Source organism: Lysinibacillus sp. NPDC097231, from assembly GCF_044761885.1.
Classification (GTDB): Bacteria; Bacillota; Bacilli; order Bacillales_A; family Planococcaceae; genus Lysinibacillus.
Genome location: NZ_JBIWDH010000052.1, coordinates 1 through 20238, shown reverse-complemented (window position 1 = coordinate 20238; position 20238 = coordinate 1). Strand labels below are relative to the sequence as shown.

At 38.1% G+C, this 20238-nt stretch carries 19 protein-coding genes, 1 rRNA gene and 1 other annotated feature; of the genes, 4 read left to right on the top strand and 16 right to left on the bottom strand.

Annotated elements, in window-relative coordinates:
- Positions 1 to 1275 (top strand): cation:dicarboxylate symporter family transporter, encoded by a 1275-nt coding sequence (locus tag ACIQXF_RS21655; RefSeq protein WP_402787508.1) that lies wholly within the window; start codon positions 1 to 3, stop codon positions 1273 to 1275.
- Between the two features lie 242 nt (positions 1276 to 1517).
- Here the strand turns inward: ACIQXF_RS21655 and ACIQXF_RS21650 are convergent, their stop codons facing one another.
- The 9 genes from ACIQXF_RS21650 to ACIQXF_RS21610 all read right to left on the bottom strand — a co-directional run bounded on the left by ACIQXF_RS21650 (position 1518) and on the right by ACIQXF_RS21610 (position 9112).
- Positions 1518 to 2144, bottom strand: a complete 627-nt coding sequence (locus tag ACIQXF_RS21650; RefSeq protein WP_402787505.1) for an RraA family protein — start codon at positions 2142 to 2144, stop codon at positions 1518 to 1520.
- 165 nt (positions 2145 to 2309) lie between these two features.
- On the bottom strand, positions 2310 to 2837 hold the full coding sequence (locus ACIQXF_RS21645; protein WP_402787531.1) for an LOG family protein: 528 nt from the start codon (positions 2835 to 2837) through the stop codon (positions 2310 to 2312).
- Between the two features lie 165 nt (positions 2838 to 3002).
- The gene (locus ACIQXF_RS21640; protein ID WP_402787502.1) at positions 3003 to 3671 is read right to left on the bottom strand and encodes a deoxynucleoside kinase; all 669 of its coding nucleotides are present in this window, start codon (positions 3669 to 3671) and stop codon (positions 3003 to 3005) included.
- Complete coding sequence (locus ACIQXF_RS21635) at positions 3668 to 4306, bottom strand: deoxynucleoside kinase (RefSeq protein WP_402787499.1); 639 nt, start codon at positions 4304 to 4306, stop codon at positions 3668 to 3670. Before ACIQXF_RS21635 ends, ACIQXF_RS21640 begins: the two co-directional genes overlap by 4 nt.
- 335 nt (positions 4307 to 4641) lie before the next feature.
- Positions 4642 to 7053 carry a heavy metal translocating P-type ATPase gene (locus ACIQXF_RS21630; protein WP_402787496.1) on the bottom strand — a complete coding sequence of 804 codons (2412 nt, stop codon included), beginning with the start codon at positions 7051 to 7053 and terminating at the stop codon, positions 4642 to 4644.
- A gap of 81 nt (positions 7054 to 7134) precedes the next feature.
- A complete protein-coding gene (gene copZ / locus ACIQXF_RS21625; RefSeq protein ID WP_068986807.1) occupies positions 7135 to 7341 on the bottom strand; it encodes a copper chaperone CopZ in 207 nt (68 codons plus the stop codon).
- 60 nt (positions 7342 to 7401) lie between these two features.
- Positions 7402 to 7734 (bottom strand): metal-sensitive transcriptional regulator, encoded by a 333-nt coding sequence (locus ACIQXF_RS21620; RefSeq protein ID WP_402787489.1) that lies wholly within the window; start codon positions 7732 to 7734, stop codon positions 7402 to 7404.
- A 74-nt stretch (positions 7735 to 7808) separates the two neighbouring features.
- Positions 7809 to 8762, bottom strand: a complete 954-nt coding sequence (locus ACIQXF_RS21615) for a cation diffusion facilitator family transporter (RefSeq protein WP_402787483.1) — start codon at positions 8760 to 8762, stop codon at positions 7809 to 7811.
- A 20-nt stretch (positions 8763 to 8782) separates the two neighbouring features.
- Positions 8783 to 9112, bottom strand: coding sequence for an ArsR/SmtB family transcription factor (locus ACIQXF_RS21610; protein WP_402787480.1), 330 nt, complete (start codon positions 9110 to 9112; stop codon positions 8783 to 8785).
- 139 nt (positions 9113 to 9251) lie between these two features.
- Here ACIQXF_RS21610 and tadA point away from each other — a divergent pair, with 139 nt between their 5' ends.
- Together tadA and ACIQXF_RS21600 are read left to right on the top strand one after the other, a co-directional pair.
- Entirely contained in the window at positions 9252 to 9770 is a 519-nt protein-coding gene (gene tadA, locus ACIQXF_RS21605) for a tRNA adenosine(34) deaminase TadA (protein WP_402787478.1), read from the top strand.
- A gap of 44 nt (positions 9771 to 9814) precedes the next feature.
- Positions 9815 to 9928 (top strand): NINE protein, encoded by a 114-nt coding sequence (locus ACIQXF_RS21600; protein ID WP_402787475.1) that lies wholly within the window; start codon positions 9815 to 9817, stop codon positions 9926 to 9928.
- A 356-nt stretch (positions 9929 to 10284) separates the two neighbouring features.
- Here ACIQXF_RS21600 and serS read toward each other — a convergent pair whose 3' ends face one another.
- The 3 genes from serS to pdxS form a co-directional block, all read right to left on the bottom strand.
- Positions 10285 to 11565: a serine--tRNA ligase gene (gene serS, locus ACIQXF_RS21595; protein ID WP_402787473.1), complete on the bottom strand. Its 1281-nt coding sequence runs from the start codon at positions 11563 to 11565 to the stop codon at positions 10285 to 10287.
- A 70-nt stretch (positions 11566 to 11635) separates the two neighbouring features.
- Positions 11636 to 11852, bottom strand: a binding site (T-box leader).
- Between the two features lie 49 nt (positions 11853 to 11901).
- Positions 11902 to 12465: a pyridoxal 5'-phosphate synthase glutaminase subunit PdxT gene (gene pdxT / locus ACIQXF_RS21590; protein ID WP_402787470.1), complete on the bottom strand. Its 564-nt coding sequence runs from the start codon at positions 12463 to 12465 to the stop codon at positions 11902 to 11904.
- Position 12466: 1 nt separating this feature from the next.
- Complete coding sequence (gene pdxS, locus ACIQXF_RS21585; RefSeq protein ID WP_402787467.1) at positions 12467 to 13351, bottom strand: pyridoxal 5'-phosphate synthase lyase subunit PdxS; 885 nt, start codon at positions 13349 to 13351, stop codon at positions 12467 to 12469.
- A gap of 105 nt (positions 13352 to 13456) precedes the next feature.
- On the opposite strand from pdxS, the gene pdxR reads away from it, so the two are divergent.
- Positions 13457 to 14875: a MocR-like pyridoxine biosynthesis transcription factor PdxR gene (gene pdxR, locus ACIQXF_RS21580; protein ID WP_402787464.1), complete on the top strand. Its 1419-nt coding sequence runs from the start codon at positions 13457 to 13459 to the stop codon at positions 14873 to 14875.
- Positions 14876 to 14968: 93 nt separating this feature from the next.
- Here the strand turns inward: pdxR and asnB are convergent, their stop codons facing one another.
- The 4 genes from asnB to rrf form a co-directional block, all read right to left on the bottom strand.
- Complete coding sequence (asnB, locus tag ACIQXF_RS21575; RefSeq protein WP_402787461.1) at positions 14969 to 16807, bottom strand: asparagine synthase (glutamine-hydrolyzing); 1839 nt, start codon at positions 16805 to 16807, stop codon at positions 14969 to 14971.
- A 98-nt stretch (positions 16808 to 16905) separates the two neighbouring features.
- Complete coding sequence (locus ACIQXF_RS21570; RefSeq protein ID WP_402787458.1) at positions 16906 to 18237, bottom strand: D-alanyl-D-alanine carboxypeptidase family protein; 1332 nt, start codon at positions 18235 to 18237, stop codon at positions 16906 to 16908.
- A gap of 142 nt (positions 18238 to 18379) precedes the next feature.
- Positions 18380 to 19843 carry an IMP dehydrogenase gene (gene guaB, locus ACIQXF_RS21565; RefSeq protein ID WP_402787455.1) on the bottom strand — a complete coding sequence of 488 codons (1464 nt, stop codon included), beginning with the start codon at positions 19841 to 19843 and terminating at the stop codon, positions 18380 to 18382.
- Positions 19844 to 20146: 303 nt separating this feature from the next.
- Positions 20147 to 20238, bottom strand: a 5S ribosomal RNA gene (rrf, locus tag ACIQXF_RS21560); the annotation flags it as partial.

Genomic DNA, 20238 nt, shown 5'->3' with positions numbered 1-20238 from the left:
TTGAAAAAGAAATTTAAAATCAGTTTAGCCGCTCAAATTTTAATCGGTTTGATTTTAGGGATCGTTGTTGGTGGTATCTTTTACGGAAACCCCAAAGTTGAAACATATCTACAACCACTAGGGGATATTTTCCTTCATCTAATTAAGATGATTGTTGTACCGATTATTATTTCGACTCTAATCGTTGGTGTTGCTGGAACTGGAGACATGAAACAGCTTGGACGATTAGGCGGGAAATCGCTTATTTACTTCGAAATTATTACAACAGTAGCAATTATTGTTGGTTTACTTTCCGCTAACCTGTTCCAACCAGGTGCTGGTCTAAACATGAACGAACTTTCTCAAGGGGATATTTCGAAATATGTTACCACTACTGAAGAGGTACAGCATGAAGGACCATTTGATATTATTGTAGGTATCGTACCAACAAATATCATTCAAGCAATGTCTGAAGGTAATATGCTTGCAATCATCTTCTTCTCTGTAATTTTTGGGTTAGGGGTTGCTGCCATTGGTGAACGAGGTAAACCAGTCTTAGGCTTCTTCCAAGGGGTTGCAGATACTATGTTCTGGGTAACTAACCTCGTAATGAAATTCGCTCCATTTGGGGTATTTGGTTTAATTGGTGTAACCGTTTCCAAATATGGATTTGCTTCACTAATACCACTAGGTAAACTTGCTATACTTGTTTATGCAACAATGCTATTCTTTATCTTTGTCGTTCTTGGACTTGTGGCAAAATTCGCAGGTATCAACATCTTCTACTTAATTAAAGTATTAAAAGATGAACTGATTTTAGCGTTCTCAACGGCAAGTTCTGAGGCTGTGTTACCACGAGTTATGATGAAAATGGAGAAGTTAGGTGCTCCAAAGGATATCGTATCCTTTGTTATTCCAACTGGTTACTCCTTTAACTTAGATGGTTCAACATTGTACCAAGCTATTGCTGCATTATTTATTGCTCAAATGTACGGTATTCACCTAAGCATTGGTGAACAAATTACGTTAATGCTTGTACTAATGGTTACATCAAAAGGGATTGCAGGTGTTCCAGGCGTATCATTCGTTGTACTTCTAGCAACGTTAGGTACTGTCGGCATTCCAATCGAAGGCTTAGCATTCATCGCAGGTATTGACCGTATCCTTGATATGGGACGTACAGTCGTTAACGTAATTGGTAACTCACTTGCGTCATTAGTAATGGCGAAATGGGAAGGCCGTTTCGATACAGATAAAATGAAAAATTACTTTAAAGACAATCAAAATTTAGCGTAAAAAGTAAAAAAATCCTCACGATGTATGGATGGCATCGTGAGGATTTTTTTACTTTATCCATTATGCCTCCGCATAATTCCGTGACATCCGCCGGAGGCTTTAACAAGATGTTGGTCACTCAGTCGCTGCCACAGGACGTGGCGTTCTTAAACTGAGTTCCTCTATTTCAGCGGGTGTTTGGACACCCGCTGAAAAGTAGCTTAAATCTGCATTCATCTTACCACCTATAGAGGTTGGATACTTCAGCTGAAAGAAGTTAAAACTTTATCTAAATAAGCAATAATAGATTCTTTCCCTTTTGCATGCGCTTCTTGTGCGCGTAATTCATCTTTTTCAATTTTTGCCTCAGCAGCTGCAACAATACGCTCTGCATCTTCCTGCGGCACGACAATGACACCGTCCACATCCCCAATAACATAATCACCAGGATGAACAGTAACGCCCCCTATAGCAATAGGAACATTTACTTTGCCACCACCGTTTTTATTGCCAGCTGCTACCGTTGTGCCAAGAGAAAATACTGGAAAGTCTAGCTCACGAATAGCTGCTATATCACGAATAACTCCATCTACAACAAAGCCCTGTACACCAATCCCCTTCGCTAATGAAAGAACAAAATCACCAGCAACTGCACGATTGGTATTCCCTTTAGCGTCAATTACTAAAATATCTCCTTCACTAGCAGCCCGAATGGCTTCCAATACCGCACCGTTTTCGCCATCTGGTAAACGCACTGTTACCGCACGACCAGCAATTTTAAAATGATCTGCTAACGGTTTAATATCACTACGTAAATTCGTATGTCCTCCTGTAGCATCTGAAATAGCTGTTGTTGGTAAATGCTTAAAACTTACTTCCACCTTTGTCATAGATAACACCCCTATTATGATTTACGAAAGCCTTACACAATTATTGTAAATAAAATTCATCTCCTATTTCAATATATATCTGAAAATTACAAAAACAAAATATTGAAAAAACCTCCGTAAAAGTTAGGTTGATGTCTAACTTTTACGAGGCAGTTCACTTGTTATCTATGTTTTTAATAAATGTAATACTTCTTCCGATGTAGTAGCTACACGAATAAGCGATTTTTGTTCTGCACGTATAAATCCTTCCTCTAACATTTTCCTAAAATGCTGTAGCAGTGCATCATAAAAGCTGTTAACATTATATAAAATTACTGGTTTTTCATGTAGTCCAATTTGTGCCCATGTAAACACTTCAAAATATTCATCCAATGTCCCGCCACCACCTGGCAACGCTATAAACGCATCTGCTAACTCTACCATTTTTGCTTTACGTACATGCATAGACTCAACAAAGTGAATCTCAGTTAACGATGCATGTGCTACTTCTCGTTTCTGTAAATGCGTTGGCATCACACCAATAACCTCTCCTCCAGTTGTTAAAACTGCATCTGCCACTTTTCCCATTAGTCCAGTGTTTGAACCACCATAAACGACACCATGGCCATTTTGCGCTAATACAGTCCCTAATTCGGCTGCCTTTTCCGCATAAATTGGGTTTAAGCCTAAGCCAGAGCCGCAATATACAGCTATTCTTATAGTAATCCCTCCTATGTCAAAAGACGTGACACAATAGGCTGGCTACATATTGTCTCACGTCTTTTGATCATTTATTTTTTTACATACCTATCACATTTCTTTCGGCCAGAACGCACCGTTTACCTTACTATACGTTTAATTTTAAGAATAGTTTATTTCCTATTTTCGTAAATGACTTGTTTGTTTTAGCATATGACTAATACGGCTAACAATTGATTCAACTGCTTCAGGATTTTTTAATAAATCATAATCATTAATATCTAAACGTAGAACTGGGCATGCATTAAAATTATTAATCCAGTTTTCGTAGCGTTCATGCATCTCAATCCAATAATCATTCGGCGTTTGCTGCTCCATCGTACGACCACGTTCTTGAATGCGCCCTATTACCGCATCAATTGGTCCCTCTAGATAAACCAGTAAATCTGGATGTGGGAAATACGGTGTCATCACCATGGCATCAAATAAATTTGTATAAGTCTCATAATCTGTTGGGCTCATTGTACCTTTGTCATAATGCATCTTTGCAAAGATTCCTGTATCTTCGTAGATTGAACGGTCCTGAATAAATCCGCCACCATATTCAAAGATACGCTTCTGCTCCTTAAAGCGCTCAGCTAAAAAATACACCTGTAAATGGAAGCTCCACTTTTCAAAGTCCTCATAAAACTTATCTAAATACGGATTTGTATCTACCTTTTCAAATGACGTACGGAAATGTAACGCCTGTGCTAACGCTTTTGTCATTGTCGATTTTCCTACACCAACAGTACCAGCGATTGTAATCACAGTTTGTGGAGGAATATCGAATTTCTCTCTCAAATTCATTGTTGCAAGCTCCTTTGTTGTAACGTATCCTTAATTGTTTGTAAAACATATTTTAAATCGCCTGGATTTTTAACAAAATCAAGCTGATCACCATTAAATTGAATGACTGGGATTTCGGGATGCATTTTCTCGAAATGCTCGATAAAGGTATGATAATCTGCCACAAGTTGCTCCATGTAATCCCGTGAAATCATTTTTTCAAATTCACGACCACGCTTCGCAATTCGTTTCATCAACGTATCAACACTGGCATGTAAATAAACTACTACATTAGGTACAGGCATATCTTTCGTTAATATTTTATAGATTTCTTCGTACTTATCATACTCAGTTGTTGCCAATGTACGCTTCGCAAAAATTAAATTTTTAAAAATATGGTAGTCGGCTACAACAGGTTTTTCATGTGTTAAACGGAATTTTTTAATGTCTGATAACTGTTTATAACGATTACATAGGAAGAACATTTCCGTTTGGAAGCTCCATTCCTCAATGTTCTCATAAAACTTATTTAAAAAAGGGTTTTCGTCTACTATTTCTTTTAATAGATGGTAATTAAATGTCGCTGCAATCTCTTTAGATAAAGAGGTTTTACCAACACCAATCGGACCTTCTACTGTAACAAATGGAACCGTCACCAGAAGCTCCTCCTTTATGTTCTATGGATTCTATAGTCATTTAGCCTGCCTTGAGGCTTTCTATGCCTTGGCATAATTGCGTCTGGATTTAGCTTTATGCTTAGCCCTGCAGATGTTTTTAACGAAAGCGCAGTGCTAACGTAGCGACAGCAACAACATGAAGTTAAAAAATGAATCAGTGCTTTTCATTGTATCATAGTGAGAAAATGAAAAACAGAATCAAACTATTTCTCTAGTCAATTATGCCTCGGCATAATTGCGTCTGGATTCAGTTTTGTAAAAGCCGCTGGAAGAAGTTAAAAAATAGACCCACCGAAGTGGATCTATCATTTCCCTTATAATTTTACTCGCTGTAAACGCAGTGCATTTAAAACAACAGATACGGAACTAAAGGCCATCGCTGCACCTGCTACCCAAGGAGCAAGCAAACCAAGTGCCGCAATTGGAATACCTAATGTATTGTAAGCAAATGCCCAGAATAAGTTTTGTTTAATATTACGCATTGTTTTCCGACTCATAATGATAGCATCTGCAATACTATTTAAATCGCCACGAATCAGTGTAATATCTGCCGCTTCCATAGCAACATCTGTACCAGTACCAATGGCCATCCCTATATTAGCTGTCGCAAGTGCCGGTGCATCATTAATGCCATCACCCACCATCGCCACTTTTTTACCTGTGGCTTGTAGTTTTTTTACTTCATCTGCTTTGCCTTCTGGGAGAACTTCAGCAATCACATGATTCACACCAACTTCTGCTCCGATTGCTTGTGCTGTACGTTCGTTATCGCCAGTCATCATAATAACTGTAATTCCCATTTCTTGTAGCCGGCGAATCGCTTCTCTTGAAGTATCTTTAACAGTATCAGCAACGGCTACTAGACCAGCATAATGACCATTAATAGCAGCTAACATGGCCGTTTTACCGTTTTCCTCTAATTGCTCCATTGTTGGTAGAATATCATCAATCTGAATACCGTATTGTTGCATCAATTTACGTGTACCAATTACAACTCCCTGACCAGATACAGTCGCTTGCACACCGTAACCTGGTATCGCTTCAAAGAATTGAACGTCGCCTAGCTCAATACCACGATCAGCAATTCCTTGAACAATGGCCTCTGCTAACGGATGCTCGGATTGCTTCTCTGCTGCACCAATTAACGATAAAAAGCGTGCTTCGTTTTGGTCTGCAGCTAGCACAACATCCGTTAATACAGGTTTGCCATGTGTTACTGTACCTGTTTTATCAACAACCACCGTATCGATACTTTGAGTTTGCTCTAAATGCTCGCCACCTTTGAATAAAACACCTAACTCCGCTGCACGACCAGAGCCTGCCATAATAGATGTTGGCGTTGCTAAACCAAGCGCACATGGGCAAGCAATAACAAGAACTGCAATTAATACTTCAAGTGCAGGCGTAAATTCACCTGGACTTACCCAAATAATCCACACTAAAAACGTGACGATTGCAATGCCGACAACGATTGGTACAAATATGCCTGAAATTTGATCAGCTAAACGTTGGATTGGCGCTTTAGAACCTTGTGCATCCTCTACAACTTTAATAATTTGAGCTAAAGCCGTATCGCGGCCAACTTTAGTGGCTGTCATTTTAATAAAGCCATTTTTATTAATAGTTGAACCGAATAATAGGTCGCCTTGTTTTTTATCAACAGGTAGACTCTCCCCTGTTAACATCGATTCATCAACAGCTGTTGTTCCTTCTAATACTTCCCCATCAACAGGAATTTTTTCACCCGGTTTTACTAAAATAATGTCGCCAATGATTACCTCTTCTAATGGTACTTCCTTCTCAACACCGTCTCGAACAACAACTGCTGTTTTTGCTTGAAGACCCATTAATTTTTTAATAGCTTCAGACGAACGACCTTTTGCTTTTGCTTCAAATAATTTACCTAATAAAATTAAAGTAATTAAGACCGCACTCGTTTCAAAATAAAGATGAGGTCCATGATGTGATCCTACAGTTATAATCGCTTGATAGACACTATAAAAATAAGCAGCAGATGTTCCCATTACTACTAGTACATCCATATTGGCACTACCATTGCGCAAAGCTTTGTAGGCCCCAACATAAAATTGCTTTCCAATAATAAATTGAACAGGAGTAGCCAACACCATTTGTACCCACGGATTCATTAAAAAATCAGGAACATATAAAAATGACGTAAATGAAAAATGCCCTACCATCGTCCAAAGTAATGGTAATGAAAGAATTGCCGATAGTATAAATTTTTGTTGCTGTTGTTTGATGGCCTGCTCCCGATGATCCAATGTCTCTTGCTCATCTGCTTTTTGATGTGCTCCATAGCCTAATTTTTCAACCTTTGCAATTATATCTGCAGCCGTAACTTCAGATGGGTTAAACTCAATCGTTGCTTTTTCGAGTGCTAAGTTTACGTTCGCGGAAGATACACCCGCTAATTTATTTAAACCCTTTTCTATACGAGTAGCGCAGGCTGCACAAGTCATACCTGTAATGTCGAATTCAGTTTTTTGTTTAACGACACCATAGCCAAGTGCTTCTATCTTCTTTTCAAAATCTTCTTCACTTAATTTTGACGAATCATACTTAATGGATGATTTTTCAAGGGCTAAATTAATTGTCGCTTGTTCTACACCATCCATTTTATTTAAACCTTTTTCTATGCGAGTGGCGCAGGCCGCACAAGTCATACCTGTAATTTGCAAATTCGCTTCCTTTATTTCTGAACTCATGATCATTTCTCCTCCCTACATACCAACTGGGGGTATGTGTAATTGAAAATAATAGAGTGCTACATGAGCACCCTATTTATATTATTTAACGTCATAGCCTTGATCGTCGATTGTTTCTTTAATTTGGTCTAGAGATACTTGTGTTTCATCAAATGCTACATCTACTAAACCATCAGCTAAATTTACTTTTACTTGCTCAACGCCAGCTAAAGCTCCAACACTTTTTTCCACTGAGTTTACACAATGTCCACATGACATTCCTTGTACGTTTAAAGTTACGTTTTGCATAAAATATCTCTCCTTTAAATTTAAATACTATATGGGGGTATATATTTATAAAAAAAATTATTATTTTTTCATCATTTTTTGAATGGTCACTACTAATTCGTCTAACACTGTTTCATCACCTTCTGAAAGGCGATCTACTACACATCCCTTTAAATGACCCTCTAATAATATTTTTGCTACGCTATTTAAAGCAGACTGTGTGGCAGACAGTTGTGTAATAATATCATCACAGTATACGTCTTTTTCTATCATCCCCTTAATGCCTCTGATTTGGCCCTCAATTCGATTCAAACGAGTCGTTAAATCCTTTTTTACACGTTCAGGGTGATGGCTTTTTCGACACGAGGTAGGTTCCTCTGTATGACAAACATCTTCTTTCACGATGTCCTCCATTAAATCACCTCCTATTCTACAATTAGAATACTATACCCACGAAGGGTATGTAAAGTGAATAATTTTTTTATTTTTTAATGATGGTGATGATGATGTGACTGCTCATTTTTTATTGTACATAAAATTGAATTGTCATGTTTATGCGCTATTGTCTCCAATTGAATCGTTACATGCTTTATGCCCTTATGTTCAAGATTATGTTCAATTTCTCGTAAGATATTCTCACTGTCAATAATTTTCAGCTGATCATCAACGACTGCATGACAGGAAAGTGCATTTGTTCCACTTGTTATTGTCCAAATGTGTAAATCGTGAATACTTTGAACACCCTTAGTTTGTTCAATAGTTTGTATGATCTCTTGAACGTCAACGTTTGAAGGTGTTCCTTCCATTAGAATATGAACAGCAGCCTTTGTTACATAATAGCCGCTTCTTAATACTAATAATGCAACAATAACGCTTGCAAGTGGATCCGCCCAGCCCCAACCGAAGAACATCATTAATAGTGCAGCAACGATGGCCCCTACAGAGCCAAGCATATCACTTAATACGTGCAAATATGCACCACGCATATTTAAGTTATCCTTTGTATCACTGCCGCGCATCATAATCCAAGCTACCAAAATATTTATCAAAAGACCAATTGTACTGATAATCAACATACCCGTTGTCGCCACTTCTGGAGGATTGGCAAAACGTTCTATTGCCTCATAAAAAATAAATAAAGCGATTAATATTAATGTTACACCATTTAATACTGCAGCTAAAATTTCAAATCGTTTATAACCGTATGTTTTACTATAACTCGCAGCCTTTTCTCCAAGTACAAAAGCGAGTAAGGCTATCGCTAAAGAAATGGAGTCACTTAACATATGTCCTGCATCTGATAAAAGAGCCAAGCTATTTGTTAAAAAGCCACCAATTGCTTCAACGATCATATAAGTCGTAATAATAATAAATGATAGTAATAACACCTTTTTATTTGCACCATGTGTATGATCATGGCCATGATCATGACTATGTCCCATATTTGATCCCTCCGGTAATATTAGTTATGTGCAGCATGCTCAATAGCTTGCTTCAATAAATTCATAATGTGATCATCATCTTTTGAATAATATAAAGTTGTGCCTTCTCTTCTAAATTTCACTAAGCGTAAATTTTTCAAAAAACGTAACTGATGTGAAACTGTTGATTGACCTAAGTCTAAAATCTCAGCAATGTCATTGACTGAATGTTCATCTGTACACAATAAATTTAAAATACGAATTCTCGTCGGATCGCTTAATGCCTTAAATGTTTGAGACACAACAAATAATGTCTCATCGTCTAAATGCTGATTATTTTCCACATCCGTATTTTTTAATTTTTCATCCATATTAGTTTACCCCCGGTAATTTATATTTATATATGAGCATGTGTTCATATATAAATATAAATGGTTATTTTAGGAATGTCAATATTAAACGTGCAATTACCAATTAAGCAGGATACACTACTCTTAAGGAGAGATATTAGTGGATATTTTTGAAACAGATCTTTTATTTATGAAACAGGCACTAGAAGAAGCAAAAAAAGCGGCTCTACTTGGAGAAGTGCCTATAGGAGCTGTACTTGTTTACGATGGAGAAATTATTGCAAGAGCTCATAATTTACGAGAAACAACACAAAATGCAACAACGCACGCGGAGCTAATGGTTATTCAAGAGGCCTGTGAAAAAATTGGTAGCTGGCGTCTCGAAAAAACAACACTTTATGTTACGCTTGAACCTTGCCCTATGTGTGCAGGTGCCATCTTGCAATCTCGTGTGCCACGTGTTGTCTATGGTGCAAGAGATATCAAAGCAGGGTGTGTAGATTCACTCTATCATTTATTAAACGATGCACGCTTTAATCATGAATGTGAAGTATCTGAGGGAATTTTAGCAGAGGAATGCGGACAAATTCTAACCGATTTTTTCCGAGCTTTACGTGAGCGAAAAAAGGCGGAGAAAAAGGCACGACAAGCCTTAATCGTTGATAATATTGAATCTTAATAATAATTCACGTAAAAGAAGGAACACAGCCACAACAAGTTCCTATGTATGATGGTATCGACCCTTCTTGGCCTATAAAAAGTAAAAATATAGCTGGGGTTCTCGCTATATTTTTTGGAGGGCTCGGCATTCACAAATTTTACTTAGGTAAAATTTAGAAAGGTATACTATATCTTATTTTTAGCTGGACATATATACCTTAAATTATAGCTTTTGTTGAGGGTATTATTTACTTGCTCTCTAATGAACATAATTTATCTGTGAAACATCGCGTTCGTCTTCGCTAACATACTTTTTTCTAAAAAAAAAAACTACTGTTGAGATCTAATTTTTCAACAGTAGTTTTTTACTTATTCATTCCAACAAACTCTTTTTACATCTGCTGCTTCGCTTTCGACTCCGTTTACTTTGGAGCGATTACTTCTTTTCCACCCATATATGGTCTCAATACCTCTGGAATTACTACGCTCCTTGTGCACCTGCCGCTTCGCTTTCGGTGCAGAGCCGACTTCATTTATTTTGGAGCAATTACTTTTTTACCGCCCATATACGGAACTAATACTTCAGGAATCACTACGCTTCCGTCAGCTTGCTGATAGTTTTCTAAGATTGCTGCCACTGTACGGCCGATTGCAAGACCTGAACCATTTAATGTGTGTACATACTCTGGTTTTGCATTTGGCTCACGACGGAAGCGAATATTTGCTCGACGGGCTTGGAAATCTTCAAAGTTAGAGCAAGAAGAAATTTCACGGTACATGTTTTGAGCTGGAATCCAAACCTCTAAATCATATTTCTTCGCTGCCGTAAAGCCTAGATCAGCTGTACACATTTTTAATTTACGGTATGGTAAACCTAGTAATTGCAGTACTTTTTCAGCATGACCTGTTAATAATTCTAGTTGTTCATAAGACTCTTCAGGCTTTACAAAGCGTACTAATTCTACTTTGTTGAATTGGTGCTGACGGATTAAACCACGTGTATCACGACCCGCAGAGCCTGCCTCTGAACGGAAGCATGCACTATATGCGGCAAAGCCCTGTGGTAATGCTTCTATAGGTAAAATTTCATCACGGTAGAAGTTTGTTACAGGTACTTCTGCTGTTGGAATCATGAAATAATCTGTTTCCTCTAATTTAAATACATCTTCTTCAAATTTAGGGAGTTGTCCAGTACCTGTTAAGCTATCGCGATTGACAATTACAGGTGGTAGCATTTCTTCATAGCCATGCTCTTCTGCATGTAAATCCATCATAAACGTCATTAATGCACGCTCTAAACGAGCGCCAAGGCCACGATAGAATAAGAAGCGGCTACCAGTTACTTTTGCACCACGTTCAAAGTCCACAATTTTCAAATCCGTAGCGATATCCCAGTGGGCTTTAATGTCAAAATCAAAAGTTGGGATCTCCCCCCAAGTATATTCCTCTACATTATCATCCTCTGTTGTTCCAACTGGTACAGATTCGTGTGGAATGTTTGGTAAACGCATCATCATATCTTTAAAGCGTTCTTCTACCTCATTTAGTTGAACATCCAGTTCTTTGATTTCATCGCCTACTTGACGCATACGAGCAATAACTTCATCTGCATTTTCTTTATTGCGTTTCATGATAGAAATTTGCTCAGATACTTTATTACGTTCAGCTTTAAGCTCTTCTGTTTTTGCGATTAATTCGCGACGCTTGGCATCTAACTCTTCAAAGTCATCTAAGTTTCCTAAATCCTCATTACGTGTTAATAGCATTTTTTTAATTTCCGCGAAATTATCGCGCACGCGTTTAATATCTAACATCGTTCATACCTCCAGTAGATTCTTAATGATGGGAAATATTGAGTAGAACACAAAAAAGCCCTCATCCCCCAAAAGGGACGAGAGCTACCCGCGTTGCCACCCTAATTGACTAGACAATTTGTCTAATCCACTTATTTCATAACGGCATTTCAGCCGGCGACAGCCTACTTCATTGACTTCGACTGCGCAACTCCAGGACGGATTCACAAGTGCTTTTATCAGCTTCCACCACCCGCTGACTCTCTAAAAAAAACGTGCTTGCTACTACTTCCCATCATCGTGTTCAGTTATTTGAATTTTATCCATACTGTACTATATGAAGCGAAATTTTGCAAGTCATACCATAGACGAGACAAAATATTCAAGAATACGTGTATCTGATGTTAATTCGGGATGAAAGGAACAGCCTAGTAAATGGTTATCTTTTGCTAACACGATTCTTCCGTCATGCCTTGCTAATACGTCAACCCCTTCACCTGCTGATACAATATGGGGTGCACGTATAAAGACTGCCGGAATAGCCTCACCTATTTGTGGTATGTCGAGCTTCACTTCAAAGCTATCAATTTGGCGCCCATAAGAATTCCGCGCAACTACTACGTCCATGACAGCTAAATGGGGCATATAATTCACTAATTCCTTTGCCAATAAAATTAATCCTGCACACGTTCCAAACATCGGTAATCTTTGCTGTGCAAGTGTGCGAATTGGCTCCAATAGCTCATATCGATCCAGTAATTTTCTTATTGTTGTACTTTCTCCACCAGGCAGCACTAGTCCATCAAGCTGCTCTAAATCATTTTCCTGTTTCACTAAGACAGCTTCGCATCCAAGAGACTCTAACTTTTGCACATGCTCTCGCACCGCTCCCTGTAATGCTAAAACACCTATTCGTTTCATCTTACCAGCCTCGCTCTTGCATACGTTCATTTTGACTAAGCTGTGCAATATCAATGCCCTTCATCGGAACACCTAGCTCTTTTGATATTTCGGCAATTAGCTTATAATCCTTAAAATGCGTTGTAGCCTCTACAATTGCTCGGGCAAATTTCTCTGGGTTCTCTGATTTAAATATACCAGAACCCACGAATACACCGTCGGCTCCAAGGTCCATCATTAATGCCGCATCAGCAGGCGTAGCAACACCGCCTGCCGCGAAATTAACAACTGGTAAACGACCAAGACGCTTAATTTCTCTTAATAATTCAAATGGGGCACCAAGTAATTTAGCTTCTGTCATTAACTCGTCCTCTGTCATACCAACAACCTTACGTACTTGTGCATTCACTTTACGAATATGGCGAACAGCCTCTACAATATTCCCTGTTCCCGGCTCACCTTTAGTTCGTAGCATGGAAGCACCTTCACCAATACGACGAGCAGCTTCTCCTAGATCACGGCAGCCACAAACAAATGGGACTGTATAATCACTTTTTAATAAATGAAACTCCTCGTCTGCTGGTGTTAATACTTCACTTTCATCAATATAATCGACTCCCATAGCTTCTAACACTCGTGCTTCTACAATATGTCCAATACGAGCTTTAGCCATCACAGGAATGGAGACAGCCCCCATTACTTCCTCGACAATTCGAGGGTCAGCCATACGTGCAACACCTCCCGCCTTGCGAATATCTGACGGTACTCGTTCTAATGCCATTACAGCTACAGCTCCTGCCGCTTCTGCAATTTTCGCCTGTTCTGCATTTATAACATCCATAATGACGCCACCCTTTTGCATTTCCGCCATCCCGCGTTTTACTAACTCTGTACCTGTTTGTTTCATGATTTCTAACCTCCACCTTTATGATGAAATTTAGTATAATGGAAATTGACCATATAAAAATATCCAGTTTATAAAATAACTATAAGGTCAGGAGGGTTAATGGACATGGACATGCTATTATTTCAGCTAGAAAAAGATGGTGGGAAACCGCTCTATGATCAGCTTTATAGCGGCATTAAAGAAGCTATTATTACAAAGAAAATAGCAGTAGGAGAAAAATTACCATCAAAAAGAAAATTAGCCGATTTTTTGAATATATCTCAAACAACTATTGAAATTGCATATGCACAGCTACTTGCGGAAGGTTATATTATGTCTAAATCACGCGTTGGTTATTTTGTAGAGGAAATTGACGACCTTCCTTATATTCATCAGGACACAGTAGCTTCCTTAAGTGAGCACCCTAAGAAAAAAACATACAAAATAGATTTTAATCCTGGCTCTATCGATATTGATGCATTTCCTTTTCAAATATGGCGGAAATACGCAAAAGAGCTCTTTGTTGATGCCTCAAAGGAATTATTATTAACTGGTGAGCCTCAGGGAGAACTATCTTTACGTACGGAGATTGCTAATTATTTATATCAATCTCGTGGAGTTGTTTGTAGTCCTGAGCAAATTGTTGTCGGTTCAGGAACAGAGCAGCTTCTTCCAATGATTTTACGCCTCTTTAGTGACGACACTTACTTTGCTCTTGAAAATCCAGGTTATCCAGCTGTGCATCGTATGTTTTCTCAGCATAAACGAAAGGTCTATCCAATTGCCGTCGATGATGAAGGTATCCTAATTCATGAACTCGAAAAAACTAATGCTAACGTTGTTTATATCACACCATCCCATCAGTTCCCAACAGGGGCAGTATTATCGGCTACGAGACGTGCTCAGGCACTAAATTGGGCCGCGCAAAGCTCTTCCCGATACATTATTGAGGATGATTATGATTCCGAATTTCGTTATACAGGTAAACCAATTCCTGCACTTCATGCATTAGACCGAAATGATAGAGTTATTTATATGAGTACCTTTACAAAGTCATTAATGCCATCCTTGCGTGTTGCTTATTTTGTACTCCCGCCAAAATTGCTTGCTACTTATAACGATGTATTTAACTATTATTCATCAACAGTACCTCGATTTGATCAACATATCGTAGCTAATTTTATGCGGGATGGTCATTTTTCTAAACATTTAAATCGAATGCGAAAAGTTTATCGGAAAAAACATGATAAGCTCACTTCTATTTTAGAAAACTATTCTAATCAAATTAAAATCACTGGTGAACAAGCAGGAATGCATATCTTATTGGACGTACAGCATACTTTGTCTGATAAGCAGTTACAGCAGCTTGCCACCAATGCAGGAATCGGCATCTACCCATTATCTGATTATCACCTGAATCACTCCACAGCCTCACAAGCTCAATTTTTACTAGGTTTTGGAGGTATACCTGTACATGAAATCGAACAATCTATTGAGAAGTTAATGGACTGTTGGAATATAGAGGAAAAACACCCATCACATTAAAGGTTGACGGGTGTTTCTTTTTCTTCATTCAGCAAAATATTTTTGTAGCCAAAGCGATGCGACAGCAACTACTACGCCAAGGCGATATTGATATTATGATTCAACTAATTGGATATTATAGTGCTCAAACCATGTATGGAGTTGCCCCAGATAAGCTAAAAGCTGAGGACCTGCCATTAATTGTCCATACCAAGGAACTTTAAAAGAACTACCACCAGATTCGATTAGCTCTGATAACTTTTGTCGTTCAAATAATTCATGTAGAATCGAATTTTTATCCTTCAGTATTTCTCTTAGCCATTCTTGAACGCCTGCCGTATAAACTGGATGATAAGTTTTAGGATACGGATTCTTTTTTCGATATAATACTTCTTCTGGCAATAAATGTTCCATTGACTTTCGGAGTAAACCTTTCTCCATATCTTTCATATTTTTCATTTCCCAAGGAATATTCCATGCGTATTCCACAAGGCGATGATCCGCAAAAGGAACACGCACCTCTAGACTTGCTCCCATGCTCATACGGTCTTTTCGTTCCAGCAATGTTTGCATAAACCATACCATATTCAAATAAAACATTTCGCGTTGCCTTGCTTCTACAGTACTCTCTCCATCAAGATATGGTACTTCAGCAATTGTTTGCGTATATACCTCGTGTGCATATGATTCCACTGCTAATTTCTTACGCCAATGCTCTTGTAACATCTTTGTTCTTTCAGAAAGAGAACGAATCCATGGAAAACCTATAGTCGTTTCTGTAAACCATGGGTAACCACCGAAGATTTCATCTGCGCATTCACCTGATAGTGCAACAGTAAAGTCCTTTTTTATTTTTCGACAAAACCATAATAACGAAGAATCTATATCTGCCATCCCTGGCGAATCTCTTACAATAACTGATTCTACTAACAAATTAATTAATTGCTGCTGAGAAATTTCCTCAGCATGATGTATTGTACTAAAGTTGTCAGTCATTTTTTGAATCCAATACGTATCTGTCGATGTTTGAAAAGCATGAGGATTAAAAAAACGTTCATTATCCTTGTAGTCTATAGAGTAAGTATGAAGTTGATCTTTATTTTGTTGCTGAAATTTGTTTACGGCAATTCCAGTAATAATACTGGAATCTAAACCTCCTGAAAGAAATGTACAAATCGGTACATCTGAAACAAGCTGTCGTTCAATAGCATCCGTTAATAAAAAACGGACATGATCAATCGTTTCCTCCAATGACTCTTCATGACGTTTACTTTGTAACTGCCAATACTGCCAAACTCGTTTACCCTCTCTAGAGAAACGCATTGCATATCCTGGACGTAGCTCATTTATATTTTGAAAAAGGGACTTTCCTGGCGTCCTAGATGGTCCTACCGCCATAATATTCGCTAGCCCTTCCGTATTAACAGCTGCTTTAATTCCTGGATGAGCTAATAATGCTTTCACCTCAGATGCAAAAAGCAAGCCGTCTTGTTGTTCTATATAAAACAGGGGTTTTACACCAAGACGATCCCGGCATAAAAAAAGAGATTGCTTTTGTTCATCCCATACACCAAAAGCAAAAATTCCATTTAAAAAATCTACACATTGCTCTTTCCATTCCATATAAGCCGTTAATAAAACTTCCGTATCAGAATGTGTTGTAAAAATATGCCCTCGATTTTGAAGCTCTTTCCGTAATTCTTCCGTATTATAAAGCTCGCCATTGTATGTAATGACATAATTTGCACCATCATGTACTTTACTCATCGGCTGCTTCCCACCGATTAAATCTATGACGGCTAACCGTCGATGGCCAAATGCAATATGCTCACTACACCAAATATTTTCATCGTCAGGCCCTCGCTTATTTAAAGTTTGCGTCATCAACTTCAAAATTCTATCACTTGTTCTTAAATCTTTGTGAAAGCTAGCCCATCCTGTAATGCCACACATTTAGCCACATCCTTTCGCCTAATAGCGTATGCAGTAAAGTGCTAAAATGTGAAAAAGAACACGAGATAGTTTTATCTACGTGTTCTTTATATTAATCATTAAAATAAACCACCAACAAAGTCAGTAATACCACCCCATAAGTTTCCGAAGAAGCTACCAATACCTTGGAAGAATAATGAGATACCACTAGCACGCTCCACAGCCTCTGTTGTGACAACATCAGCTTTAAGGTCCTTACCGTCAATGAAACCGTAATCTGTGCCCTCTGAGCGCTCAATAACTACCTTCCCGACAACTGTATCCTTCTTAACCTCTGCTTCAAGACTCTTTTTATCTATTACTAGTTTAGGTTTATATAAGTCTTTCTCAGATGACTTAACCATAAATGAAATTGGTTCTTTAACAGCAATCGCTACTTTGCTTTCTTTACCTTTCGTAACTTTTACTGTTTCTTGATCTTTAAACTTATAGTTGGCTGGAATAATTTCTTGTTTTGAGAATTGTGAGAAACCATAATTAAATAATTTAGCTGTTTCATCAAATCGAGCTTTTTTTGAGCCTTGTCCATTTGCATCTACAGCCTTCATAACAACAGAAATTAAACGAGTACCATTGCGCTCTGCAGTACCTGTAAAGCAATGTCCAGCAAAGTCAGTTGTACCTGTTTTTAATCCGTCAACGCCTTCATATTGGAACACTAGTCCAGGCAACATAAAGTTCCAGTTAGACATTTCAATTTTATCATCTGTACCTTCACGGAACGTCTTTTTTGCAATACTAGACGTCTCTAATACCTTTGGATGATCTTTTAGTAAATGATATGCTAATTTGGCTACAGATTTAGCAGGCATTACGTTTTCATCATCTGTTCCAGTACCCGCTGGCTGCATACCGAATAAATCTGCATTGTTAAGACCAGTGGAATTCACGAACTTATAATCTTTAAGACCAAGCTCTTCTGCTTTTTTATTCATTAGCTTTAAAAACTCAGTTTCAGTACCCGCAATTGTTTCTGCAATAGCCACTGTGGCAGCATTTGCTGAGTAAATAGCCATCGCCTCATATAATTCACGAATTGTATAAGATCCATCTCTACGTAATGGTACATTACTTAATGCACGGTTTTGAGACATTTTATACGTATATTCAGTTACGTGATATTCCTGATCCCATTTAACTGTACCTGCATCAATCGCATCCAGTAAAAGGTATTCAGTCATCATTTTTGTCATACTCGCAATACCTAGTGAAGTATCTGCATTTTGTTCATATAAAATTTTCCCTGAATCTGCGTCAATTAAAATTGCAGCATCCACGTGTAGTCCTAAATCTGTTTCTGCATTTGCCTTCGCAGGAATACCTGCAAAAATACTAAATAACAAAACCGGAATTAGGAGCAAGCGTAACACGGTGTTCATTGTCTTTTTCACCTTTAAAGCCCTCCAAAAAAATAATCTTGTCCTCGACATTTTATCATATATAGTAACTTCCGTGCGCACTCTCTATCATAAAAAAATGCTCTCGTGTCATCTTTGTAGACGATTTGAGAGCATAAAAGTTGCTAGTAATATATTACATCGAATAGTTCGGTGATTCTTTTGTGATTTGTACATCATGTGGATGTGATTCACGTAGACCTGCACCTGTCATTCGAACGAACTGAGCATTTTCACGTAAGAACTCAAGGCTAGCTGAACCACAATAGCCCATACCTGCACGAACACCACCGATTAATTGATAAATTGTATCTGCAAGTGGCCCCTTGTAAGGAAGACGACCTTCAATCCCCTCAGGTACTAATTTTTTCGCATCCTCTTGGAAATAACGATCTTTTGAACCTTTTTCCATAGCACCAATTGAACCCATACCACGGTAAACTTTGAATCGACGACCTTGGAAGATTTCAGTGTCACCTGGAGATTCAGAAGTACCTGCAAGAAGTGAACCAAGCATTACAACATTACCACCCGCTGCAAGAGCTTTTACGATGTCTCCAGAGTATTTAATGCCTCCATCAGCAATAATTGTTTTACCAAGCTCACGTGCTACTGTTGCACAATCGTAAACAGCTGTTATCTGTGGTACACCTACACCAGCTACGACACGAGTAGTACAAATAGACCCTGGTCCAATACCCACTTTCACTACATCTGCACCTGCCTCAAATAATGCGCGTGCACCTTCAGCTGTTGCCACGTTACCAGCGATAATTTCAAGCTCTGGATAAGATTCACGGATAGAGCGAATTGTTTGTAATACACCCTCAGAATGACCGTGAGCTGTATCGATTACAACGATGTCTACTTGTGCTTCAACAAGCTTTTCAATACGTATCATCGTATCTTTTGAAACTCCAACTGCTGCCCCTACTAATAAACGACCATGTATATCTTTTGCAGCGTTAGGGAACTCAATTACCTTCTCAATATCCTTAATTGTAATTAATCCAGTTAATTTACCTTCTTCATCTACAATTGGTAGCTTTTCGATTTTATATTGTTGAAGAATCTTTTCAGCATCCTCTAGTGTCGTTCCAACAGGAGCTGTAATTAAATCTTCTTTTGTCATAACATCTTCAATTTTTAAAGAATAGTCAGAGATAAAACGTAAGTCGCGGTTTGTAATGATCCCTACTAGCTTTTGATTTTCCATACTATCAACAATTGGTACACCAGAAATTCGGTATTTGCCCATTAAATGCTCAGCATCGAAAACTTGGTGAGTCGGAGTTAAGAAGAATGGGTTTGTAATAACACCATTTTCAGAACGTTTTACTTTTTCTACTTGCTCAGCTTGTTCATCGATCGACATGTTCTTATGGATAATACCGATACCACCTTGACGTGCCATAGCAATTGCCATTTTAGATTCTGTAACTGTATCCATGCCTGCACTGACCATTGGAATATTTAATTTAATCTTCGGTGTTAGTTGAACTGATAAATCAACATCTTTCGGTAATACTTCTGAATGAGCTGGTACTAATAATACATCATCAAAAGTTAAACCTTCTTTGGCAAATTTAGTTTCCCACATTTTCGTAACTTCCTCCTATAGTTAAAAGAATATTAATTGTAAGATTAACAACGTGCCAAGCTACTGTCAAGAAACTTATAAAAGAAAGACAATTCTGATTTTTTAAAACAACAAATTTGATAGCTATTTCTCTTTGTAATATCCTTAAAATATTGCTTTTCTATTCATTAACTTTAGATTTCCTTCTTCAATTTAGTTTTTAATTAATAGTTGCAACCTATTGTGTTTTAATTTTTTTAGCAAGTAATTATTAAATTTTTTTCCAAAACAAAAACAGCCAGCATACAGCTGACCGTTTCGATTGCCTAGCGACGTCCTACTCTCACAGGGGGAAGCCCCCAACTACCATCGGCGCTAAAGAGCTTAACTTCCGTGTTCGGTATGGGAACGGGTGT